This window comes from Hyphomicrobium sp. (genome assembly GCF_019753045.1).
GTDB lineage: Bacteria > Pseudomonadota > Alphaproteobacteria > Rhizobiales > Hyphomicrobiaceae > Hyphomicrobium_B.
Genome location: NZ_JAIELN010000006.1, coordinates 288180 through 311899, shown reverse-complemented (window position 1 = coordinate 311899; position 23720 = coordinate 288180). Strand labels below are relative to the sequence as shown.

General features: G+C 60.2%; 22 protein-coding genes and 2 tRNA genes. 9 read left to right on the top strand and 15 right to left on the bottom strand.

Going from position 1 to position 23720, the window contains the following annotated elements:
• Positions 1 to 133: 133 nt before the first annotated feature.
• The 11 genes from K2Q04_RS08250 to aroA all read right to left on the bottom strand — a co-directional run bounded on the left by K2Q04_RS08250 (position 134) and on the right by aroA (position 13084).
• The gene (locus K2Q04_RS08250; protein WP_291161756.1) at positions 134 to 784 is read right to left on the bottom strand and encodes a phosphoribosylanthranilate isomerase; all 651 of its coding nucleotides are present in this window, start codon (positions 782 to 784) and stop codon (positions 134 to 136) included.
• Between the two features lie 13 nt (positions 785 to 797).
• Positions 798 to 1037 (bottom strand): hypothetical protein, encoded by a 240-nt coding sequence (locus K2Q04_RS08245; RefSeq protein WP_291161754.1) that lies wholly within the window; start codon positions 1035 to 1037, stop codon positions 798 to 800.
• 17 nt (positions 1038 to 1054) lie between these two features.
• Positions 1055 to 1405, bottom strand: coding sequence for a LapA family protein (locus K2Q04_RS08240; protein WP_291161752.1), 351 nt, complete (start codon positions 1403 to 1405; stop codon positions 1055 to 1057).
• Between the two features lie 49 nt (positions 1406 to 1454).
• On the bottom strand, positions 1455 to 1751 hold the full coding sequence (ihfB, locus tag K2Q04_RS08235) for an integration host factor subunit beta (protein ID WP_092863431.1): 297 nt from the start codon (positions 1749 to 1751) through the stop codon (positions 1455 to 1457).
• A gap of 32 nt (positions 1752 to 1783) precedes the next feature.
• Positions 1784 to 2749, bottom strand: a complete 966-nt coding sequence (gene sppA / locus K2Q04_RS08230; RefSeq protein ID WP_291161750.1) for a signal peptide peptidase SppA — start codon at positions 2747 to 2749, stop codon at positions 1784 to 1786.
• 244 nt (positions 2750 to 2993) lie between these two features.
• Positions 2994 to 4715, bottom strand: a complete 1722-nt coding sequence (gene rpsA / locus K2Q04_RS08225; protein WP_291161748.1) for a 30S ribosomal protein S1 — start codon at positions 4713 to 4715, stop codon at positions 2994 to 2996.
• 315 nt (positions 4716 to 5030) lie between these two features.
• On the bottom strand, positions 5031 to 6791 hold the full coding sequence (lpdA, locus tag K2Q04_RS08220) for a dihydrolipoyl dehydrogenase (protein ID WP_291161746.1): 1761 nt from the start codon (positions 6789 to 6791) through the stop codon (positions 5031 to 5033).
• 9 nt (positions 6792 to 6800) lie between these two features.
• Positions 6801 to 8105 carry a 2-oxo acid dehydrogenase subunit E2 gene (locus K2Q04_RS08215; RefSeq protein WP_291161745.1) on the bottom strand — a complete coding sequence of 435 codons (1305 nt, stop codon included), beginning with the start codon at positions 8103 to 8105 and terminating at the stop codon, positions 6801 to 6803.
• Positions 8106 to 8124: 19 nt separating this feature from the next.
• Complete coding sequence (aceE, locus tag K2Q04_RS08210) at positions 8125 to 10803, bottom strand: pyruvate dehydrogenase (acetyl-transferring), homodimeric type (protein WP_291161743.1); 2679 nt, start codon at positions 10801 to 10803, stop codon at positions 8125 to 8127.
• Between the two features lie 234 nt (positions 10804 to 11037).
• Entirely contained in the window at positions 11038 to 11667 is a 630-nt protein-coding gene (gene cmk, locus K2Q04_RS08205; RefSeq protein ID WP_291161741.1) for a (d)CMP kinase, read from the bottom strand.
• Positions 11668 to 11731: 64 nt separating this feature from the next.
• Positions 11732 to 13084, bottom strand: coding sequence for a 3-phosphoshikimate 1-carboxyvinyltransferase (aroA, locus tag K2Q04_RS08200; protein WP_291161739.1), 1353 nt, complete (start codon positions 13082 to 13084; stop codon positions 11732 to 11734).
• A gap of 235 nt (positions 13085 to 13319) precedes the next feature.
• On the opposite strand from aroA, the gene K2Q04_RS08195 reads away from it, so the two are divergent.
• From K2Q04_RS08195 to K2Q04_RS08175, 5 genes are all read left to right on the top strand, one after another.
• On the top strand, positions 13320 to 13697 hold the full coding sequence (locus K2Q04_RS08195) for a TIGR02300 family protein (RefSeq protein WP_291161737.1): 378 nt from the start codon (positions 13320 to 13322) through the stop codon (positions 13695 to 13697).
• 90 nt (positions 13698 to 13787) lie between these two features.
• A tRNA-Ala gene (locus K2Q04_RS08190) sits at positions 13788 to 13863 on the top strand.
• Between the two features lie 130 nt (positions 13864 to 13993).
• A complete protein-coding gene (locus K2Q04_RS08185) occupies positions 13994 to 16045 on the top strand; it encodes a carbon starvation CstA family protein (protein ID WP_291161734.1) in 2052 nt (683 codons plus the stop codon).
• A gap of 3 nt (positions 16046 to 16048) precedes the next feature.
• Positions 16049 to 16264, top strand: a complete 216-nt coding sequence (locus tag K2Q04_RS08180; protein ID WP_291161732.1) for a YbdD/YjiX family protein — start codon at positions 16049 to 16051, stop codon at positions 16262 to 16264.
• Between the two features lie 145 nt (positions 16265 to 16409).
• Positions 16410 to 18230, top strand: a complete 1821-nt coding sequence (locus tag K2Q04_RS08175; protein ID WP_291161728.1) for an ATP-binding cassette domain-containing protein — start codon at positions 16410 to 16412, stop codon at positions 18228 to 18230.
• A gap of 75 nt (positions 18231 to 18305) precedes the next feature.
• Here the strand turns inward: K2Q04_RS08175 and pqqA are convergent, their stop codons facing one another.
• Positions 18306 to 18395, bottom strand: a complete 90-nt coding sequence (pqqA, locus tag K2Q04_RS08170; protein ID WP_291161725.1) for a pyrroloquinoline quinone precursor peptide PqqA — start codon at positions 18393 to 18395, stop codon at positions 18306 to 18308.
• 148 nt (positions 18396 to 18543) lie between these two features.
• Positions 18544 to 19248: a hypothetical protein gene (locus tag K2Q04_RS08165; RefSeq protein WP_291161723.1), complete on the bottom strand. Its 705-nt coding sequence runs from the start codon at positions 19246 to 19248 to the stop codon at positions 18544 to 18546.
• A gap of 266 nt (positions 19249 to 19514) precedes the next feature.
• Between K2Q04_RS08165 and K2Q04_RS08160 the strand changes: the two genes are divergently transcribed.
• Both K2Q04_RS08160 and K2Q04_RS08155 read left to right on the top strand, forming a co-directional pair.
• On the top strand, positions 19515 to 19958 hold the full coding sequence (locus K2Q04_RS08160) for an Hsp20 family protein (protein WP_291161721.1): 444 nt from the start codon (positions 19515 to 19517) through the stop codon (positions 19956 to 19958).
• A gap of 140 nt (positions 19959 to 20098) precedes the next feature.
• Positions 20099 to 20386, top strand: a complete 288-nt coding sequence (locus tag K2Q04_RS08155) for a DUF1150 domain-containing protein (RefSeq protein ID WP_291161719.1) — start codon at positions 20099 to 20101, stop codon at positions 20384 to 20386.
• A 114-nt stretch (positions 20387 to 20500) separates the two neighbouring features.
• Here K2Q04_RS08155 and K2Q04_RS08150 read toward each other — a convergent pair whose 3' ends face one another.
• Complete coding sequence (locus K2Q04_RS08150; protein ID WP_291161717.1) at positions 20501 to 21475, bottom strand: complex I NDUFA9 subunit family protein; 975 nt, start codon at positions 21473 to 21475, stop codon at positions 20501 to 20503.
• 207 nt (positions 21476 to 21682) lie between these two features.
• Between K2Q04_RS08150 and K2Q04_RS08145 the strand changes: the two genes are divergently transcribed.
• Positions 21683 to 21768: transfer RNA gene (locus K2Q04_RS08145), tRNA-Leu, on the top strand.
• Between the two features lie 201 nt (positions 21769 to 21969).
• Here the strand turns inward: K2Q04_RS08145 and K2Q04_RS08140 are convergent.
• On the bottom strand, positions 21970 to 22683 hold the full coding sequence (locus K2Q04_RS08140) for a TonB family protein (protein WP_291161715.1): 714 nt from the start codon (positions 22681 to 22683) through the stop codon (positions 21970 to 21972).
• A 580-nt stretch (positions 22684 to 23263) separates the two neighbouring features.
• Between K2Q04_RS08140 and K2Q04_RS08135 the strand changes: the two genes are divergently transcribed.
• Positions 23264 to 23719, top strand: coding sequence for a hypothetical protein (locus K2Q04_RS08135; RefSeq protein WP_291161713.1), 456 nt, complete (start codon positions 23264 to 23266; stop codon positions 23717 to 23719).
• Position 23720 lies beyond the last annotated feature (1 nt).

The following is a 23720-nucleotide window of genomic DNA, read 5'->3' as shown; positions in this document are numbered from 1 at the left end:
GCCTTTTACAGCTTCGATTTCCCCCCCCCCCCCGCGGGGGGGGCGCGGGCTGGGGTGCGGGGCCGCAGGGCGCACCGAAGTTGCCGCCCCTCACCCTAACCCTCTCCCCATAAAGTATGGGGAGAGGGAATTTCTACGCCTGCTTAGCTGCCTTTACGGCGAGAAGAAAGCGACGGATCTGATCAGGGTCCTTGATGCCCGGCGCACTTTCAACACCGGACGACACATCGACGGCGACCGGCTTCGTTAACGCGATGGCATCCGCGACGTTGTCGGGCCCGAGGCCACCCGAAAGCATGAACGGCAGAGCTTCGGCAACACCATCGAGCGCGTGCCAGTCGAACGTTCGCCCGTTGCCGCCCGGAAGCAACGAGCCCGGAGGCGCCTTCGCGTCGAAGAGGATGAGATCGGCAGCGCCCGCGTAGCTGCGTGCGCGTTCCGCGTCTCCGGCCGTCGCGACGGCAATCGCCTTTATGACTTCTCGCCCGAATTGCTTCTTGATGGCAGCAACCCGTTCCGGGGTTTCCTTGCCGTGCAGTTGCAAGATGTCGGGAGCGACGTCATCGACAATCTCTTGCAGCGTGTCGTCATCCGCATCGACCGTCAGCGCAACGATCTTGGCCCTGCCGCGTGCGAGCCCCGCCAGTCGCTTGGCTTGAGGGATGTCGAGATGGCGCGGGCTCTTCGCATAAAAGACAAGCCCGATGTAGTCGGCGCCGCCGGAGATGGCCGCTTCCAACGCTTCAGGCGTCGTGATCCCGCAAATTTTGGCTGTCGTGATCATCTAAGTTCGTGTGTTACGCCGCGGGCGCACCGGTAAGCCGACGCTTCTGCCAGCGTTTGAGAGCGATAAACGTCCAAACGCCTTCGACAAGGCCGAAGGGCCAGGCGCCCTGCAGAAATCCATAGACCGAGCCCATCGCACAAGCGACGGAAAATCCGAGGATACACCAGGGGCTGCTGTCCTCGAACGTGTAGAACAGCAGCATCAGGCTGACGGAAACGAGTCCGAAAAGCGTCAGCGCATCGAATGACATCTAGGATCTCGCTAGCATCAACGGCCGGAGATGGCCAATCGCTGATCTGCCTGGTCGCCAGCTGCTTCGCGTTCCCGCGCGAGGCGATCGGCTTCCGCTTGCCAGCGCGCTGCGCGCTTGCCTTGCGAACGCGCCGTCTGGCGCCATCGGCTCTGCCCCATCCACGTCGCGATGCCGCCAAGTATGACGCCGACGACGAGAGCCACCATGAGATAAATGTAGAACGGCAACTCGATGGAAAGCGCGGGCGTTTCCGGACGGAAGGGATCGAGGATCAGATCCACTGGCTGCCGGTTGGAAACGGCAATCGCGACAAGAATGATGCCGATCGGAAAGCCGATTAGAAGCGCGAGAATACGCCTGAACATGATCTTTCCTCACTCGGCGTGCGCGCAACGAACCGCAGCGGCCGTATCGTCAGTGTTTGCTGCCGTTAAGTTTATTCAACCTGTCACGAAGTTCCTTGCCGGTCTTGAAGAACGGCACGAATTTCTCGGCGACGGCGACCGTGGTTCCCGTACGCGGATTTCTTCCCTGTCGTGACGCACGATGCTTGACCGTGAACGCACCGAAACCGCGAAGCTCGACGCGATCACCTCGCGATAAAGCATCGACAATTTCATCAAAAATTACGTTGACGATGCGTTCGACGTCACGATGGTAAAGATGCGGATTGGCAGTGGCAATCCGTTGCACCAGCTCCGATTTGATCACGTTTCGCTCCCAGCTTCGGCGACCATTTCTTCTTATTTTTCAGAAGGGTGCCAAACTGAGAGAAGACCGTCAAGTCCGAGCGTGGAAATCATCCGATCACGAAGCAAAAAATTTACGGCGTCCCCGGCTGCCGGTCCGAGCAACCAGCCCGCAATGCCGGCCGACATGCCAGCAAAGCCGTAACCACCGCTGTTTCCGGGCTTCCAGTCGGTGACCTTCGCCGTCTGGGGAACGCTTTTCACGTCCTTGAGCCATTTGACCGCTTCGTCCTCGCCGCCAAGTTGATCGATCAACTTCGCATCAAGAGCCTCGCGGCCCGAGTAGATTCGGCCGTCCAGAAGCCCCGGAATATCGGCCGCTTTGACCCCTCGGCGGGTCTCGACCAGGCCAATGAACCACTTGAAGCCATCGGCCACCATGCCCTCGGCGACCTTCTTACTGGCGTCGTCCAGCGGCTCGAACGGCGAGGGTGAAGCCTTCAGCGGGCCACTCTTAACCTCGTTCATTTTGACGCCGATCTTGTCCAGCAACTGGACGACCTCAGGCCACTGCACGATGACGCCGACCGAACCGGTGATCGTGTTGCCGCGAGCAACGATATGATCTGTGGCGAGCCCCGCAATGTAGGCGGCCGACGCCGCCACGGTGCCGAATTGGGCGACCACGGGCTTCTTTTTGGCAAGAGTACGGATGCCTTCGAAGAGCGCCTCGCCCCCCGTTGTCGTGCCGCCGGGACTATTAATGAACAGCAGAACGCCGGAGACGCTGTTGTCGTCGCCGATGTCCTTCAGCATTTTGAGCTGATCGCGATCTTCCGTGATGGTGCCTTCGATTGTCACGCGGGCGATCTGTTTTTCGCCGGTAAGCGAAGCAAGCTTGTCGCCGCCGAATGCCAGCGCGCCGATTGCGAGAAGGACGCCGGCGAGCCCGGCGGCGCGCCAAATCGATACCGACCGGCGAAGCCGCCTGCGATCGAGAACCGTTTCCGTTTCAAGCATTGGGGGTGGTGCCCTTTCCGTCATCTCGCGGCAGGTCGAGCGGGAGGCCCGTCAGCGCGGATCGTTCTGGCGGCGAACGTAGGCAAGGTTGCGGCCGCGAGCAACGGGGAAGCCCGCGACGTCTCGCCCAAAAGTTAAGGCGCGCGGCAGAGTTTGCCGCGCGCCTCCAATTTCTTAACTCTGACCGAGGCCGGACCAAAGCCCGGCCCCAGGTCTGGACCCAAGTCTGGGCCAAACCAGCCGATTACTCGGCGTCTTCGGCGCCTTCGCGCTTCTTGATGGCGGCCTTGAAGATGTCGCCGAGCGAAGCGCCCGAGTCGGTCGAGCCGTACTGAGCAACCGCCTGCTTTTCTTCCGCAAGCTCGAGCGCCTTGATCGAAACCGCGATACGGCGCGCTGCCTTGTCGACCGAAAGGACGGCCGCGTCGACTTTGTCGCCGACGTTGAAGCGTTCCGGACGCTGCTCCGAGCGATCACGCGAGAGATCGGCCCGCTTGATGAACGACGTCAACTCGCTGTCTGCGATCCTGACTTCGATACCAGCGTCGCTGACCGACGTGACCGTGCCGGTGACGGCATCGCCCTTCTTGTACTTCGCCATGGCGTCTGCCGGATCGCCCGACAGCTGCTTGACGCCGAGCGAAATGCGCTCCTTCGAGCCGTCGACATCGAGAACGATGGCTTTGACGTTGTCGCCCTTCTTGTAGTCCTTGATGACCTCGTCGCCGGCCTTCTGCCAGTCGAGATCCGAGAGGTGGACCATGCCGTCGATACCGTTGTCGAGACCGATGAAGAGACCGAACTCGGTGATGTTGCGGATCGGACCTTCGACGACCGAGCCCTTCGGGTGCTGCGTCAGGAACGCATCCCACGGGTTCTCCTGCGTCTGCTTCAGGCCGAGCGAGATACGGCGCTTCTGCGGATCGACTTCGAGAACCTGAACTTCGACCTGCTGGCTCGTCGAAACGATCTTGCCAGGGTGCGTGTTCTTCTTCGTCCAGCTCATTTCCGAAACGTGGATCAGGCCTTCGACGCCCGGCTCCAGTTCAACGAACGCACCGTAATCGGCAATGTTCGTCACGGTGCCCTTGACGCGAGCACCGACCGGATACTTGGCTTCGATCGCCGACCACGGGTCGGACTGAAGCTGCTTCATACCGAGCGAAATACGCTGCGTTTCGGGGTTGATGCGGATGATCTGCACCTTCACCGTATCGCCGACGTTGAGGATTTCGGACGGATGGTTGACGCGGCGCCATGCCATGTCGGTGACGTGGAGAAGACCGTCGATGCCGCCGAGATCGATGAACGCACCGTAATCGGTGATGTTCTTGACGAGACCGTCGATGATCTGGCCCTCGGCGAGACGAGCGACGATTTCTGTCCTCTGCTCGGCGCGGCTCTCTTCGAGAACCGAGCGGCGCGAAACGACGATGTTGCCGCGACGGCGATCCATCTTCAGGATCTGGAAGGGCTGCTGCTGATGCATCAGCGGTCCGATATCGCGAACGGGGCGAATGTCGACCTGCGAGCCCGGAAGGAACGCCACGGCGCCGTCGAGATCGACCGTGAAGCCGCCCTTGACCTTGTTGAAGATGACGCCCGTAACCTTCTCGCCCTTTTCGTAGAGGCGCTCGAGGCGGGTCCAGCTTTCTTCGCGGCGAGCCTTGTCGCGCGAGAGAACCGCTTCACCGAGCGCGTTCTCGACGCGCTCAAGGTACACTTCAACGGTGTCGCCGACTTTAAGGTCGCCCGGCTTGCCGCCGACGCCGAACTCTTTCAGAGCGACGCGGCCTTCCATTTTCAGGCCGACGTCGATGATCGCCATGTCTTTTTCGATGCCGACGATCTTGCCCTTTACGACGGAACCTTCGAACAGGTCATCCTTGGCAAGGCTCTCGGCAAGAAGCGCGGCAAAATCTTCGCGCGAGGGATTAAAATCTTTATTGGCAACTTCAGCGGACATTCGTTCTCCTTGATAACTTCGTGGCGCCCGGCTCGGGCCGGGCGAGTTTGGGTTGATGTTTGAAGCGCCAATAGGCAGACCCGCGCGAACGCGATGCCTGGCTTGATGGCGCGGATGTCTGGATGTGATGTCGCCGTGATGGGCCGCAGCCCTGCCGGTCAGAATTCGGGGCCCCTATAGGGCGCCCAACCGGCTGATCTTCCTCTTGACCATCCGACAGCGACGTCGAATGGCGCTGATATAGCCAACCGCCCCCCCGAAAGCAAGGACTACCAAGCCCTGACTTGTATCAGGGTTGTAAGGCCTGCGACCGCCTTAAGCCCTGCCCCGCGGCGGTTTGGCGGGCATCAGGTCCGTACAGACCCCTTCAACGACCTCGGCGGCCATGCCGACGGATTCCGACAGCGTCGGGTGAGGATGGATCGTTTTCCCGATATCGACGGCGTCCGCCCCCATTTCTATGGCGAGACAAATCTCCGAAATGAGATTTCCGGCTTCCGTGCCCACAATGGCGCCGCCGATGATCTGCTCGGTGCTCTCGTCAAAAAGGAGTTTCGTAAAGCCCTCGTCGCGGGCGTTCGCGATAGCGCGCCCCGATGCCGCCCAGGGAAACACTGCCTTCTTATACGCGATGCCTCGCGCCTTAGCCTCCGTTTCAGTCAAACCCGCCCACGCGATCTCCGGATCGGTGTAGGCGACCGACGGGATCTGGCGGGCATCGAAGAAACTCTTCTTCCCCGCCGCGTTCTCCGCCGCGACATGGCCCTGGTGGACGGCCTTGTGCGCGAGCATTGGCTCATCCGCGATGTCGCCGATGGCGAAGATGTTCTGAGCGTTTGTCCGCATTTGCTTATCGACCGGAATGAAGCCACGGTCGGTAACGCCGACACCCGCGTTGCCCGCGCCGATCGCCTTGCCATTTGGCTTGCGCCCGACGGCGACGAGCACCATCCCGTAGCGCTGCGGCCCGGCTGGCGCATCGGCACCTTCAAAACTTATATAAATTCCGTCTGGCTTGGCTTCCGCCGCAACGACTTTGGTCTTCACCATCACCCGGTCGAAGCGGCGTGCATTGACCTTCTGCCACACGTTGACGAGATCGCGATCAGCGCCGAGCATCAGGCCATCGAGCAACTCGACGACATCGAGCCTTGCGCCAAGCGTCGAATAGACCGTCGCCATCTCGAGCCCGATAATGCCGCCGCCGATGACGAGCATCTTATCGGGAATTTGCGGAAGCTCGAGCGCTCCGGTCGAATCGACGATACGCGGATCTGACGGCATGAACGGCAGCGTCGCCGCCTCCGACCCGGCAGCGATGATGGCCTTTTCGAAACGCACAACCTCTTCGTGACCGTCGTCGAACACGACAGACATATGATGATCGTCGACGAACGTGCCGGTCCCGCGCAGCGTCGTGACCTTGCGCGCCTTTGCTATCGATGCGAGCCCGCCCGTCAGCTTGCCGACGACGGCATCTTTGAATGCCGCAAGCTTTTTCAGATCGATTTTCGGCGCGGCAAACGTAATGCCGTGTTTGCCCAGCGCAGCCGCCTCGTCGATGACAAATGCCGTGTGCAGCAGCGCCTTCGATGGAATACAGCCGACATTCAGACAAACACCGCCAAGCGCGGGCCACCGGTCGACGAGGATGGTCTTCGCGCCGAGATCGGCAGCGCGAAAGGCTGCGGAATAACCGCCGGGCCCGGCGCCGAGCACCAGCACCTCGCACGAATGATCCGCAGAAGCTGAAAATTTTTCCGCTGACGCAGCAGCAATCGGAGGCGCTTCCTTTTTCGGTGGTACCTTCTGGGGCTCGGCGGGACGCTGTGCTCCCGCATCCGTTTCGAGCGTCAGGATCGGACTGCCTTCGCTGACCTTGTCGCCGACCTTGATCAGAACCTCGACGACTTTGCCGCCCTCAGGAGCCGGCACATCGAACGAAGCCTTGTCGCTCTCGAGCGTAATGAGCGCGTCTTCGGCGGCGATGGTTGCGCCCGCCTTCACGTGCACTTCGATGACGGGAACATCCTCGAAGTCGCCGAGAACCGGAACGCGAATTTCTTTTCTGCTCATTCTCGCGCCCTATAAGACCAGCTGGCGAACATCGGCCAGCGCGTCGCAAATCTTTCTCAAGAACCGCGCGGCAAGCGCGCCATCGACCACGCGATGGTCGTAAGAAAGACAGAGCGGCAGCATCAACTTTGGCTGAAATGCAGAACCGTCCCACTGCGGCTTCATCTGTGCGCGAACCGCACCCAAAATGGCGACTTCCGGCGCATTGACGATGGGCGTGAAACCCGTGCCACCGATGCCGCCAAGGCTCGATATCGAGAACGTCGCGCCTTGAATGTCGGTCGGCGTGATCTTGCCGTCGCGCATGCGCGCCGAAACGGCCGTCAGCTCCTGGCTCAATTCGAGGACGCCCTTGCGATCGACGTCGCGAATGACCGGGACGACAAGCCCGTCCGGCGTGTCGACCGCCACGCCGATGTTGTAGTAGCGCTTGAGGATGAGAGCATCTTTGCCCGGCGCGAGAGACGAATTGACGTCCGGATATTCCTTCAGCGCCGATACCGAGGCCTTCAGCAGAAACGCAACAAGCGTCACGCGATAGTTCTTGCTCTTCGCCGTGGCGTCGAGATCTTTGCGATAAGCCTCGAGATCGGTGATGTCGGCTTCATCGGAATTAGTGACATGCGGAACATTCAACCAGGCGCGATGCAGGTTCGGCCCGGTCAGTCTTTTCAGCCGCGACATCGGCTTCGTTTCAATCGGCCCGTATTTCGAGAAATCTTGTGCCGGAATTTCCGGAATGCCCGCCATTTGCCCTGTGTTGGCGCCCGCCGCCGCCGCGGGCTGGCTGCTCCGCGCGATATAGGCTTTGACATCATCTTTCGTGATGCGGCCCTTGTCGCCCGTTCCTTTGACCTTCGTCAGATCGACGTCGAGGTCGCGAGCGATGCGCCGGACTGATGGGCTCGCGTAAACCGACCCGAAATCGCCGGGCGGCGGTATCGATCCCCCGTCTTTTGCTTCGACGGACTTCCGCTTTTCGGGCGCACTCGCAGCCTTCGCTGCGGCCGCCTCTGACTTTCCGGACTTGTTAGCACCCTTCCCGCTCCCTGTCGGCGCTTCGGGCTTAGCGTCGCCCGAAGTATCGAGCTTCACGATGGCGATGCCTTCGCTAACCTTGTCGCCGATGGAGACGAGGATTTCCGCCACGCGGCCTTGAAAGGGCGCAGGCACGTCCATCGCAGCCTTGTCGCTCTCGAGCGTGATCAACGGATCATCGATCTTCACTTCGTCGCCAGGCTTCACTTGAATTTCGATGATCGGCACATTTTCAAAATCACCGATATTCGGCACCTTGATGTCGACGAGCGGCATGGAGCGGAACCTGTCCTGGTCAGCTGCGGGCTGGATTGGCCTTGTCGGGATCGATCCCGTATTTCGCGATAGCTTCGGCGACCTTGATGGACGGAATCTTATTCTCGTCGGCAAGAGCCTTGAGGCTAGCAACCGTCACGAAATGCCGGTCGACCTCGAAGAAATAACGCAACGTCCGGCGATAATCGGACCGTCCGAAGCCGTCGGTGCCGAGAACCGAATACCGGTTCGGAACCGAGGGTCGAACCTGATCGGCGTAGAGCTTCATGTAATCGGTCGAGGCGATCACCGGTCCCTCGCCGCGCTCGGAAATCATTTGCTTCACGTACGGGACGCGCGGCGTCTCGGTCGGATGCAGCAGATTCCAGCGCTCGACATCATGCGCTTCTCGCGCAAGTTCCGTAAAACTCGTCACGCTCCAGATATCGGCAGGCACGCCCCAGTCATCGCGCAAGAGATCGGCGGCCGCGATGACTTCGCGCAGGATCGCTCCCGAGCCCATAAGCTGAACTTTGTGGCCCGGCGCACCGTCGGGCGCACTGCGGAACAAATACATCCCCTTGATGATGCCATCCTCGGCGCCCTCCGGCATCGGCGGATGCTCATAGTTCTCGTTCAGAAGCGTCAGATAGAAGAAGACGTCTTCCTGATCCGTCAGCATGCGTTTCATGCCGTTCTGGATGATGACCGCGACCTCGTAGTTGAAAGTCGGATCGTACGAGATGCAGTTCGGCACCGTCGCCGAGATGAGATGGCTGTGGCCATCCTCGTGCTGCAAGCCCTCGCCGTTAAGCGTCGTACGGCCCGACGTGCCGCCGAGCAGAAAACCGCGGCTGCGCTCGTCGCCGGCTGCCCACGCAAGATCGCCAATGCGCTGAAAACCGAACATCGAATAGAAGATGTAGAACGGCACCATCGGCACGTCCGACGTCGAATAGCTCGTCGCGGCGGCGATCCACGACGCCATCGCACCGGCCTCGTTGATGCCTTCCTGCAGCATCTGGCCGGACTTGTCTTCCTTGTAAAACATCAGCTGATCGGCATCCTGCGGCCGGTACAGCTGACCGACCTGACTGAAGATGCCGAACTGCCGGAACATGCCTTCCATGCCGAAAGTACGGCTCTCATCGGGCACGATCGGGACGATGCGTCGGCCAAGCTCTTTATCGCGCATCAGCGCCGTCAGAATTCGCACGAACGCCATCGTTGTCGAAATCTCGCGGCCTTCGGAGCCCTTGAGCTGCGACTCGAACAGCGAGAGTGGCGGCGCGTCGAGCGTTACCGTCGACTTGCGCCGGCGCGAAGGCAGGTAGCCGCCGAGATTGCGCCGCATCTTGTGCAGATATTCGTCTTCCGGCGAGCCTTTCGGCAATCGAATGAAAGGCACCTCGGCCAGCTGATCGTCGGCCACCGGAACCTTGAAGCGATCGCGGAACTGGCGAAGCGCGTCGACATCCATCTTCTTTGATTGATGGGCGAGCATCGTGCCTTCGCCCGCCTGGCCCATGCCGTAGCCCTTGACGGTCTTCGCCAGGATGCACGTGGGCTGGCCCTTTTGCTGCGTTGCCGCCATATAGGCCGCGTAAACTTTCGACGTGTCGTGCCCGCCGCGCGTCAAGCGCCAGATCTTCTCATCCGACCAGTCCTCGACGAGCGCCGCCGTTTCCGGATAGCGCCCGAAGAAGTGCTTGCGGATGAATGCGCCGTCACGCGATTTGAAGACCTGATATTCGCCGTCGACGCACTCTTCCATCAACTGGCGGAGCTTGCCGGTCGTATCGCGCGCCAGGAGCTCGTCCCATTGCGAGCCCCAGATCACTTTGAGAACGTTCCAGCCCGCGCCGCGGAAATTGCGTTCGAGTTCCTGAATGATCTTGCCGTTGCCGCGCACCGGTCCATCCAGCCGCTGCAAATTGCAATTCACGACGAAGATCAGGTTGTCGAGCTTCTCCCGGCCCGCGAGCGAAATCGCGCCGAGACTTTCCGGCTCGTCCATCTCGCCGTCGCCGCAGAAAACCCAAACCTTGCGATCTTCCGTATCGGCCAATCCGCGCGCGTGGAGATACTTCAGAAAACGCGCCTGATAGATTGCCATCAACGGCCCGAGACCCATCGAGACCGTGGGGAACTGCCAGAAATCCGGCATCAACCAGGGATGCGGATAGGACGGAAGCCCACGTCCACCGACTTCGCGCCGGAAATGCAGAAGCCGGTCCTCGTCGAGCCGCCCCTCCAGGAACGCGCGCGCATAGATTCCCGGCGACGAATGCCCCTGGATGAGAATGAGATCGCCGCCGTGTCTTTCGGACGGCGCGTGCCAAAAGTGATTGAAGCCTGTTTCGTAGAGGGTCGCCGCGGACTGGTAGCTCGCGATGTGACCGCCGAGCTCCGTCGACTCTTTGTTCGCACGCAGCACCAAGGCGGCCGCGTTCCAGCGGATAGCCGCCGAGATTCGATGTTCGAGTTCGCGATTCCCAGGGAGCTTTGCTTCGTCGTCGACGCTGATGGTGTTGATGTAGGCAGTGCTCGATGCAAAAGGAATTGCCGCGCCGCTAGCCCTCGCCCGTTCGACGACTTCTTCGAGAATATTGTCGGCCCGTTCCGTTCCGCCATACGCGATAACGGACGATATCGAGTCCGTCCAATCGCGGATTTCCGGATCTTCCGGCTTAACAACCTTCTGCTCGTTCTTGCCCATGGCGTCCCTTGTTCCCCGTTGTCGGGGTCACTCGTGAAACCCAAAGCGACCGGCTCGGTTCGAACTGCCGCTTACCTTAAATTGTTTAGCACAAACCTGCGGGCGCCGCTGAGGCGTCTCGCAATGAATAATAGTTTATGACGCTTAGGTTGAGCGGTCGAGTCTGAGCAGCCAAGCTCGCCAGAGAGCAGACGACGCGGCGAACATCACCGCAACAGGCGTAACGCCCCAATATCAGCACTTGTTGCTGGCGAGCTCGATCAATCGCAATGCCGCGGCGAATGCCTGATCTGCGTCCAACGCCGTCGTATCGAGATGAACCGCGTCGTCGGCGGCATGCATGGGGGCAGTGGAACGGCCCCTGTCGCGCGCATCCCTCTGCCGGATATCGGCAAGAAGCTCATCATACGAGACGCTATCGCCTCGCGACTGATGCTCTAAAAAGCGCCTCATCGCCCTGGCTTCATCGGAAGCAGTCACGAAAATTTTCACCGGCGCGTCCGGACACACGACCGTGCCGATATCCCGGCCATCGAGAACGGCGCCGCCGGCCTGCCGGGCAAAAGCCCGCTGATATTCGAGCAGAGCCGCGCGCACCTCGGGAATTTTTGCCACGATCGATGCCGCATCACCGGCACGCGGTCCCCGGAGCGCTGAATCATCGAGGCTCCCGGCATTGACCGATTTCGCAGCCGCCGTCGCCGCCTGAACGTCTTCCAAATCACCGCCGGCCGCGAGGATATCCCTCGCGACGGCGCGATAGAGAAGACCGGTGTCGAGCCACGCAAATCCGAAATGAGCCGCAATACGCTTTGCGAGAGTGCCTTTGCCCGATGCGGCCGGACCATCGATCGCAATGATCAATTGCGTTCTCCCCGTTCCGGAATGATCTGGTCCACATTCTTGCGGTGGAAGACAAGCATCGCGGTCACCGGGCGACCGGCTCATCATATCTCGCCCCGAGCGTCTCCATAAGTCGCCGAAACTCTGGGAAACTCGTCGCGATCATCGTCGAGTCGTCCACGACGATCGGCTTTTCACTCACGAGACCGGCCGTCAGAAACGCCATCGCTATCCGATGGTCGAGATGAGTTGCAACTACGCCGCCCCCCTTGAGGCTGCCGTTGCCGGTAACCGTCAAGCTGTCGCCATCGACCCGCACGATCGCCCCGTTGGCCTCCAAGCCCGCCGCCGTTGCCTGAAGCCGATCGCTTTCCTTGACCTTGAGCTCGGCCAAGCCGTCCATCTGCGTCTGCCCTTCGGCAAAGGCCGACATCGCTGCAAGCACCGGATATTCATCGATCATCGACGGCGCGCGTTCAGCCGGCACGCGGACACCCTTGAGACGCGACGCGCGAACACGAATATCGGCAACCGGCTCGCCACCCTCCTCGCGCTCGTTGAGGAACGTGATGTCGCCGCCCATTTCCTGCAGCGTTTTATAGAGGCCAATACGCGTCGGATTGGTCAGCATGCCCTCGATCGTCACATCGGAACCGGGCACGAGCAACGCCGCAGCCACAAGAAACGCCGCAGACGAAGGATCGCCGGGAACGTGGACATCCCGGCCCACGAGTTCGGCATGCCCCGTCACGGTGATGTGCGTATCGAGACCTTTTGACTCGGTTCGGACCGTTGCACCGAAGTGGCGCAGCATACGCTCAGTATGGTCGCGCGTTGGTTCGCGCTCGACGACTGTCGTTTCGCCCGCCGCATGGAGCCCGGCGATGAGAACGGCGCTTTTCACCTGCGCGGAGGGCACGGGAAGCACATAAACGATCGGCGTCAGTTCACTCGTACCCCTAAGGGTCAGCGGTAACTTCTCCTGGCCGGGCTCTAGAACCTCGAGACCCATTTCCACGAGAGGAGCCAAAACCCGCCGCATCGGCCGCCGCGACAAAGAAGCGTCGCCCGTCATGACCACGGTCATCGAATGCCCCGCGACGACGCCCATCATCAGCCGCGCGCCGGTGCCGGAATTGCCGAAATCGAGCGGCCCGTCCGGCGCTCTGAGGCCACCGACGCCGCGACCCTTGACCTCCCAAACGTCGCCACGCTTCTCGGCCAGCGCGCCGAGAGCATTCACAGCCTTAGCCGTGTTGATAACGTCCTCGGCTTCGAGAAGCCCGGTAATGCGGGTCGTGCCGGTCGCTAGCGCCCCGAAAATCAGCGCCCGGTGGGAAATCGATTTATCGCCGGGAACCCGCACTCGGCCCTTGAGCGGCTGAGCCCGGAGCGATGAAAGCGGTTTCGGTGTGGCTGTTGTGGCTGTAGTGTGCAAATCAACCTTCCAAACCGTTAGAAAATTGGGGGGCATCGGGCACTTTGGCCTCGGTCGAAGCCCGGATAGACACTGGACCGCGACGCCCTGTCAACGGCACGCTCCAACGGCGGGCAAGACATTGTCGGCGAGAGCCCTTGACGCAGTCCGGCCAGCTCCCACTTTTTCGTTTTGACAGGCAGCACCGCCTATGGCAGACGGGCTCCTTCAATTTCCGAGATGTCGAGGCACGATCATGGCGACCAAGCAAGCGCGAGGGACGAAGCGCACCTGTCAGAATTGCGACGAGCGCTTTTACGACCTCGGGCATGACCCGATCATCTGCCCATTCTGCAATGCCAAATATGTGATCGCGTCATCGCCTGCGGCACTGGCAGCCCTTCAGGCTGAGCAGCGCGACTTGGCGGCCAAGAAGGCCAAGAAGGTTGCGGCTGAAGATGCCGACGGCGAATTGCCGGCCGTCGAGGGCGAAGAAGCTCTTGTCGATGTTGAAGCCGATGATACGGCTGGCGGCGAAGACGACGAGACCTTCCTTGAGGAAGAGGAAGAAGAAGGCGGCGACGTTTCCAACATTATTGGTGGTCCGGCCGGCGAGGGCGACGAAGAGCCTTGATAAAGCTCTGAAACGTCCTTGCAGTTTCCTTCAAGACGACTTATCAGGCACGACTTCGGTGGGATCCAGCCCCACCGATTGGAATGGTTCGGGGCTATAGCTCAGCTGGGAGAGCGCTTGCATGGCATGCAAGAGGTCACCGGTTCGATCCCGGTTAGCTCCACCAATCCACTCTTCGGCCAATTTGGCGCATCGCGCCGCGACCGCCGACACGGCTGACCTTCCGAGGCTTTTTATGTAGTGTCCGTCCCCGAACCGATTTGCGAGCCATAATCGCGAACGATAGGGACGGAACGATGCTTAACTGGCGCTTAAATCTTACATGGGTGGCCGTCGCTGTACTGGGCGCGATCTCGCTTGCCATCGTTGCGCTATCGCGAGGCGAGACCATCAACGCCATCTGGCTCGTATCCGCCGCGATATGCTCCTACCTCCTCGCGTACCGGTACTACAGCCGCTTCATTGCCGACCGCGTATTGCGCCTCGATCCTAATCGACTGACCCCAGCCCAGCGCTTCAATGACGGGCTCGACTATTGCCCGACCGATAAAACTGTCCTCTTCGGCCATCACTTCGCAGCCATCGCCGGTGCAGGTCCGCTCGTCGGCCCCGTGCTCGCGGCGCAGATGGGATATCTGCCTGGAACGCTCTGGCTGATCTTCGGCGTGATTTTCGCCGGCGCCGTGCAGGATTTCATCATGCTTTGGGCTTCGACACGCCGCGACGGGCGATCTCTCGGCGAGATGATCCGCACCGAACTTGGCAACACCGCCGGCACCATCGCAATGATCGGCGTCCTTCTCATCATGGTCATCTTGCTGGCGGTCCTGGCGCTCGTCGTCGTCAAGGCGCTGAAGCAAAGTCCGTGGGCAACGTTCACCGTCATGATGACGATCCCGATCGCCGTCTTCATGGGTTTTTACGGCCGCTTCATTCGGCCCGGCCGGATCGCCGAGATGTCCATCATCGGCTTTGGCTTGTTGATGCTTTCGCTCATCCTCGGCCGCCACGTTGCCGAAGATCCGACGCTCGGGTCGATGTTCAACTATTCGGGTGAGCAGCTTTCGATGATGCTGATCGCCTATGGTTTCGTCGCCGCCGTGCTGCCGGTGTGGACGCTGCTCGCGCCGCGCGACTACCTGTCGACGTTCTTGAAAATCGGTACCATCGCGGGCTTGGCGATCGGCATCTTCTTCGTCCTGCCCGAACTCCGAATGCCGGCCGTTACGAAATTCATCGACGGCAGCGGACCTGTTTTCGCCGGCAACCTGTTCCCGTTCCTGTTCATCACGATTGCTTGCGGCGCGATCTCCGGCTTCCACTCGCTCGTCTCGTCCGGAACGACGCCGAAGATGCTCGACAATGAGGTCAATGCCCGCTTCATCGGCTATGGCGCGATGCTGATGGAAAGCTTCGTTGCCATCATGGCTTTGGTCGCGGCCTCGACGCTCGACCCGGGGCTTTACTTCGCGCTGAACAGCCCAGCAGCTTTGATCGGGACGACCCCGGAAACGGCCGCCGCGGCAATCTCCGGCTGGGGCTTCACCATCACCCCGGACGCGCTGAGGGAAACCGCAGCCCACGTCGGCGAGTCGACGATCCTCTCACGCACCGGCGGCGCACCGACGCTTGCCGTCGGCATGGCCGAAATTCTGTCCAGCGCCATTGGCGGCAAAGCCATGATGGCGTTCTGGTATCACTTCGCCATTCTCTTCGAGGCGCTCTTCATTCTGACGACCATCGATGCCGGAACGCGCGTCGCCCGCTTCATGATCCAGGATCTGATGGGAACGGTGAGCCCGGCTCTGAGAGACACCCGGTCATGGACGGCAAACATCGCGGCAACCGCGGTCGCCGTCGCCGGATGGGGCTATTTCCTCTACCAGGGCGTCGTCGATCCCTTGGGCGGCATCAATACGCTCTGGCCTCTATTCGGCATAGCGAACCAGATGCTCGCCTGCATCGCGCTGACGCTTTGCACCGTCATCCTCTTCAAGATGAAACGGCAGCGCTACGCTTGGGTGACGCTCGCGCCCGCGACCTGGGTCGCGATCTGCACGCTGACCGCCGGCTGGCAGAAAATCTTCAGCGAAAACCCGGCAATCGGCTTCCTGTCTCACGCGGGAAAATTCTCAAACTCGCTCGCCTCGGGCCAGGTCCTTGCACCCGCCAAATCAATCGAGGACATGCAGCGCATCGTCTTCAATGACTACCTGAACGCCACGCTGACTGGACTTTTGATTGGGCTTGTCGTCGCCATGGCGGGCTTCGGCATAGCAGCGGTGATGAAGGCCCTCGCCGACCCGAATATTTCGGCTCGGGAGAGCGCTATGGTTGCGGCGGAGTGATGCATGACAAGATCCAGCACCAACCTGCTGTTCAAGTTTGCAACCGGCGTCGCGAAGACCGCGCGGCTGATGGTCGGCGTCCCCGACTACGAAGCCTACGTCGCCCATCGCCGTCGTGCTCACCCGGATGAACCCGTTATGAGCTACGAGGACTTCTTCCGCGAACGTCAGGCGAGCCGATATGGCGAAGGCGGCGGCAAAATCAGCCGCTGCTGCTGACGGAAAATCCCGGCCAGAGATCAGTGCGGCAAAACGCACCGTCCCGCGTTTGTTGATTACGCTCGCCGCGTTCTCCCGCAAATGACCACGAGGCCACCCCCCGCGAGGATTGATCCGGCGCGCGTCCACCGCTACGAGGGGCCTCATGGCACCTCCTCTCATTACGCTCAAAGACATCAATCTGACTTTCGGCGGAACTCCGCTGCTCGAAGGTGCAGAGCTGACGGTCGCCGTCGGCGATCGCGTCTGCCTCATCGGCCGCAACGGCTCGGGAAAATCGACCCTGCTGAAAATCGCAGCCGGACTGGTCGAACCGGATAGCGGCGAACGCTTCGCCCACCCGAATGCAAGCATTCGATATCTTCGGCAGGAAGCCGATTTCACGGGCTTCAAAACCGTCCGCGACTATGTCGAGTCAGGCCTCGGCCCAACCGACGATCCCTATCAAGCCGAATACCTTCTGAGCGAACTCGGGCTCTCCGGCGACAGCGACCCCCAGCATCTCTCGGGCGGTGAAGCGCGGCGCGCAGGCCTCGCGCAGGCGATCGTATCGAAGCCCGACGTCCTTCTGCTCGACGAGCCGACAAACCACCTCGACCTCACCGCGATCGAATGGCTGGAATCGACGCTCCAGGCATCACGCTCAGCGCTGCTCCTCATCAGTCACGACCGGCGATTCCTCGAAACGCTGTCGCGCTCGACCGTCTGGCTCGACCGGGGCAAGACGCGGCGCCTCGAACAGAGCTTTGCGGCATTCGAGGATTGGCGCGACAAGGTCCTCGAAGAGGAAGAAATCGAGCGCCATAAACTCGACCGTAAGATCGTCCGCGAAAATCAGTGGATGCATGGCGGCGTCACAGGCCGGCGCAAGCGAAATGTCCGCCGTGTGCGCGAGCTGAAGGCCATGCGCCAAGAGGTCCGCGAGCAACGCCATACCGTCGGAACGGTCCGACTGGACGCTTCAGAAGGCAGCCTCTCCGGCAAACTCGTCGTGGAAGCGACCGGCATCTCCAAAGCCTATGGCGAAACCGATATCGTCTCGAACCTCGATCTCCGCATCATGCGGCACGACCGGCTCGGTATCGTCGGCCCGAACGGCGCCGGCAAGACGACACTGATCAAGTTGATGACGGGAGAAATAGCCCCGGACAGCGGCAACATCCGTCACGGCGCCAATCTCGAAATCGTTGCGCTCGACCAGAAGCGCGACGAACTCAATCCCAATTGGACGGTGTCCGACGCGCTGACGGGCGGACGCGGCGATCAGGTCATCATCAACGGCAAGGCCCGGCATGTCGCGAGTTACATGCAGGACTTCCTGTTTCTTCCCGAGCAGCGGCTGTCGCCGATTCGCGTTCTATCCGGCGGAGAACGCGCACGCTTGATGTTGGCGCGAGCGCTGGCCAAACCATCGAACGTGCTCATTCTCGACGAGCCGACGAACGATCTCGATCTCGAAACACTCGATCTCTTGCAGGAACTTCTGTCCGACTACGCCGGAACGATTTTGCTCGTCAGCCACGACCGCGATTTCCTCGATCGCATCGTAACGAGCGTATTGGCGCCCGACGGCGACGGCCATTGGACCGAATATGCCGGCGGATATTCCGATATGCTCGCCCAGCGCAAAGGCGAGGGGCTGAAAAAGAAATCGCAATTGAATTCCGCCGGAGCGTCCCGCAAATCCGCGGCAGACTCAAATGCCCCGCCTGCTCCCACGAAACAGAAACTATCTTTCAAGGATAAGCACGCGCTGACCACGCTTCCCCTCGAAATAGCGAAACTTGAAGAAGAGATCCGGCTGATCGCCACAAAGCTCGCCGACGCCGATCTCTTCACGCGAGACCGCCCGGCGTTCGACAAAGCAAACGATAGATTGGCAGAGGCCCAGCATCAGCTCGAAACGGCTGAAACGCGTTGGCTGGAACTCGAGGAAAAGCGCGAGGCGATCGAAAGCCTCGGATGACGCAAATAAAAAAGCGACGACCGAGAGACTCGGCCGCCGCTTAATAGTTCGACCCTAAGGCCGACCCCATCCGAATTAGATGAGATCGATCTCAGCCGGCAGATAGCTGGTCACTTCGAGACCAACTTCCTGCTCACGAACTTCAGGCTTCGACCACGACTTCATGGCTTCCTCCAAGAGTGGTTTGTCCACGCTTAACGGGCGTCTACATATGCTTGCCCGGAAATAAGTGCCAATCGTATTTACAATGACCACTCATAAGCCGGCCTAATAACAATATAACACTTCGCAAATGCGAAAGGTTATAAGCCGGCTATTGTTTGGCCGCCCATTGATCTTTGACTTCGTCACATCTCTTGGTGATGAACTCGTTCACTTCCTCGACGATGGAACCCGATAGGATGTTCACGGTGTTGTCTGCCGCCGTTGCTGTCCAAAGCGCACTTTTGATCAGAGTCGGCGCTTCGATCTTTCCCCACTGAGCTTGCGCCTTGATCGCCTTCCCGTTCTCGAACGTCACTTTCGGAGTCAAATCGAACGAGAAATCCGTCGCGCCCTTCTTCTCGCTTGCAATCGAGCATGTGACGGTGTGCTTGACGAACACCACCTCGGCTTTCGGCTCGGTCATCGCCTTCACCAGATCGCCCCGCTTGACGCTCAAGTCTGTCGAGCAGTGGGCGCCATCGTAAGGCCAGGTCACCTTCAGTTTGCCCACGAGCTTCACAAGCTGTTCCTTGCGCCAGCTTTTGACCACATGGCAGGCGATGTCGCTTGCCGAGGCGTCTGTCGAGTGGAAGGCCTTGCACAGATCGACCTTGCAGGCCTGACGTGACGCCTTCTCCGCCTTTTCTTCAGGGGTAAGCGGCCCGTCGGGATCGCCCAGGACTTTTCCAGAATCCGAGGCTTTCGCGGCATCGGCTGGTGCTGTCGCCGGCTCCTCTGCGACGGCGATTGAGCAAGTGAAGGGAACGATCGAAAATGCAAAGGCCGACGCGAACAGAACGGACGCGAATTTCATGTATCCACCTACCCGGAATTAAGACCCTATTGGCCCGGCTCCTTGGCCATGGCCCCAAGGCGGGACGAAGGCAAAAAGCCGGCTCCAGAGCGTTTTAGAGGTGCATGAGGCGCCCGCGACACTGCCCACCCCCGATCACGCTTGAAGACCGGTCCAACACCACCATATCTTCAATAAATCGCCGGGCAGCAATGCCGGTGTACCGGGCGGCCCGAGAGGGCGTCCGGCGAACTTGGAATAGATGGTCGCTTGCTGAGGACCTTCAAATGACACGCTTAACCGCACTTTCGAACCCCTTGCTTCTGGGTTTCGAGGAAATCGAACGGCTGGTCGACCGGGCCGCCAAGGGTGGCGACGGTTATCCACCTTACAATATTGAGAGGATCGCCCGGGATGGTGACGCTGGCGAGCTTCTCCGCATTACACTGGCGGTTGCCGGATTTACGCGCGACGAGCTGGAAATAACGCTCGAAGACAAACAATTGACGGTTCGTGGCAAGCAGCAGGACGACAAGGCACGCGACTATCTCTACCGGGGCATCGCTTCCCGGCAGTTTTCGAGAACGTTTGTCCTGGCTGATGGCATCGAAGTAAAAAGCGCCGAGCTTTCCAACGGGCTGTTGGCCGTCGATTTACAGCGCCTAGAACCAGAGCGCCTCGTCCGGCGTATTGAGATAGGGACGGCGAAGCAGATCAAAAGCCGGACCTGAGCTGAGTCTTTCGCGTCACAGCGCCGGCGGCCGAATCGTCGGAGGATCGGAGCACACTCGCAGAAGGGAAGACCGCCAGAGGGCCACACCTTTCCGAGCTGCGATGAGAGCCCGGCCTCGACACAAGGAGGAAGAGCGTCATGAATACTAAGACCACCGCAAAAGCTACCGAAGTCCGCGATCTTGTTGGACCCGTCATGAGCGAGCTGGAGCTCGCACGGCTTGGCGGCGGCGAGGTCGCATACATCAAGACGCTGACCTCGGACGAAGCGATCGAGATGTTCCCGCAGATAGAAGGTCTCCCGAAGGGCATTCCGCTTTTTTCGCTTCACGCAGCCGACGGGACGCCAATCGCGCTGACCGACACGCTGCAAGCGGCCATTGGACATGCTCAGGAAGACGAGTTGTCGATCGCACCGCTGCATTAAAAAACGACGCGACGACCCTCTAAATGCGAAGAGCCGCCCAATCCCTTGGGTGGCTCTACTTTTTTCTCATGACACTGTGGCGCGCGGGCCCAGTATGCTTTGGTGAAGACTGCTTCAGTTGTGATAATGGGCGTATTGGCCCTTCGGCTTGAAACGCTCCAGATAGTCAGGAACGATCCCATCGATTGATGCCGGCCGTTCCACGCCGAGCGCCTCAATCGTTCGACCTTCTTTTTTCGCAGCTTCCGACACAACGTTATCCGACTGCAGCAACCGGACCTGATCGAGCGTTATGGGACGCAGCGAATTCGGGAGCGGAGAACTCAGGATGGCCATGAGCTTCGCCAGCCCGAACGGAATGGGCAGCAGGAGCCGCCGGCGATCCGCATAGCGAAGCGTCGCCGCGAGCAGATCCCTGAAAGTGAAAATCTCCGGGCCGCCGAGCTCATAGATCGTGCCCGTCTTTCCGCCACCCGTGGCAGCATTTGCAGCCGCCTGCCCGACATCTCCCACGAAGACCGGCTGGAATTTGGTGCCGCCGCCCCCGATCAGCGGAAGAAACGGACTCATGCGCGCCATCGATGCAAATCGGTTGAAGAACTCGTCCTCCGGACCGAACACGATGGACGGCCTCAAGATCTGTGCGGTGGAGAATTCAGCGAACGTCGCCCGCTCTCCCTCTGCCTTCGTTCGCGCATATCGCGAGGCGGACGCTGCGTCCGCGCCAATCGCCGAAATATGGACAAGCCGGGCCGCGCCCGCTTCCTTGGCGGCCTTCGCAACACGCGCCGCGCCCTCGGCGTGCAAGGCTTCGAAGGTCTGCGCGCCGCTCGGCGCCAAGATCCCGACGGCGTTGATGACGATCTCGGCGCCTTCCACGGCCCGCGCGATCGAATCGGCAAAACGAAGGTTCGCCTGAACTCCGTAGATCTGCCCGACGACGCCCATGGGTTGCAGATAGCCCGCGAGATCCGGCCTGCGGACGGCCGCACGCACCCGGTAGCCCTTGCGGGCCAACGACCAGACAATGTAGCGACCGACGAAACCGGAACCTCCGAAAACCGTCGCCAGCTTGCCGTTTTCTGCCATTCCGAAACCTCGATGCTGCAGCCTCGATGGGCTCATTTGCTGGCTGCAGGTCTAACGATCCAAATTGACGCTGTGAAGCCTGTCGGACTGCCTCATCCCGAGAGTTGATGGCCGGGGGTTGATGGCCAAGGTAGATGGATTGTCTCACCCTGCTAACTCGTAACGCAATTGACTGCGGCGCTCGCACAATCTACGTGACACATCGGAGCCCAGATGGCGGAATTGGTAGACGCACTGCTTTCAGGTAGCAGCGCTCACAAGGCGTGGAGGTTCGAGTCCTCTTCTGGGCACCATTCCCTGATTGTTAACACCGTTCTGGCCTGAACCTAACGAAAATTCGGCCTGAATATTGGACGCGTTCGCGGGCTACAAATCTTCAAGCCGGCGAGCGGCAAGCAGCACGATCGCTGGTTCACGGCGCAGTAGCCTGTTCCGAAGCCGACATGGCCCAGAAGAACGACCCCAGCGAAACGCAAGCTTGTGGACAGGGTCTATCACCTGCGTGAGCGAGGTGATCTTCCTCCGACAAGCATCGCCTCAAATGTGAATTGCTGCGTAAGTGAGATGGGCCTGAGGCTGACTTTTGGCGGGATCGGAGGAAAAGGTGCCGCCCGGTCGAGTGCGGCTACGGCCGCATCATCGAGTATTTTAAAGCCCGAGCCTGTTACGACCTCCCGCGACAAGAGCTTGCCGTCGAGACCGATCGTATACCGCATGACAACAGTTCCGGATCGCCGCGACGGTGGGCTCACTTTTGCGCGCTCAACGTGCTTTTGTATCCGCCCAAGGTAGAGACCGATTGCTTTCGCGTCGGCGCCTGTCTTCGCCGGACCGGAACTCTGCTCGGTGGCGACCGCCGATTGAGGCGGTCGCTGTTCGTTGACCTGCGCGGCATCCGGCTGAGAAGGCGCCGGCGGATCTTGCGTCTTGACCACGACTTCCTCGACACTGCTCGCATCCGAAGCAATGACGTCGCGCGACTCGTCCGGCTTTACCTCATCCGATTGAGGCGGGGGTCGAAGGGGAGAAATGTTGACTGGTTGGATCGTCTGCATTGCGTCGCCGAGATTCACGAGTCCCTCGGCCGCGATACCTTGCTCGACGAGTACAATGTCGACGCCTTGCCCGAGGTCGAGCGCATCGCTGACGGATTTTCGCGATGAAGCCAGCATCAAGTTGCCGATCGCGGCGTGGATCAGCACAGACATCGATATTGCGATTAATCGCAGCCGGCTCATGCTGACGTAATTCGTTGCAAACTGTGCCCCTATTCGTGCCGATATTCGCACCTTGAGGCGTCTTTTGGGCCACCGCCTTGAGCACGTATCGAGACGGCCCCTTTGCGATGCCCAAAGCGGCCTAAAGTCGCTTATGTCCGATTCTGGGCCGAAGCAGACCAGTCGCGGGGGAAAACGGACTTGAATGCCGAGCGGTCATCGCTGATTCGGGTTGATGCTTTGAAAGGACTACGAGGAATCGAACTAGTCGACCACTCAACGTTGCAGCCTCGATTTTGATCTAACAAACTTGAGGAAGCGCCGTAGGCGATCGATGCACCCGAATAATGGCCGGATACTTCTCAGCCATGCCGCCACGCCGGCCTATCCGCAACGAAAGGCAAGAGTAGCAGAACCGCAACGCTACGCGGCGAAATCAGACGTGTTGTGAATATTGTGAACAATTTGATACAACCACGTCGCCTTTCGCGCAAAACAGCGCCAGATGGATTTGCCCGTCGGGTTATTTAGCAGCTTCGACTGGTCTGTTGGAATTTGGGGAAGATTCCAAATGGTAATGACTACCGCTGATATTAGCATCTTAGAGGTCTCAACTCCCGACTGCGTCGCCAATGATTTTGACGGCGAGATCGTGGCACTGAATTTGTCGAGCGGTGTCTACTGGAGTCTGCGCGATCTTGCAGCCGCACTGTGGCGAGACGTTACGGCAGGACACAACCCAGCAGCGATCGCTGAGCGCTTGGCTCAGATAGATTCAAATCTTGCCGATGAGAGTCATCTCATCATTGCCAATCTCTTGAATGCCGGCCTGCTGCGCCCATGCAGTGCGAGCCCGGTCGCGCTCGAGGCGAGCGAGACGGTGGCGCGCGCAGAGGCAGGGGAAATTGCCTTCTCGGTCGAGTCCTATGAGGACATGAAGGACCTGATCCTGGCAGACCCGGTGCATGATACCGAGGAGCACCTCGGCTGGCCCGTCGTACGCAACGACGATGGCGTCGGCGCATGAA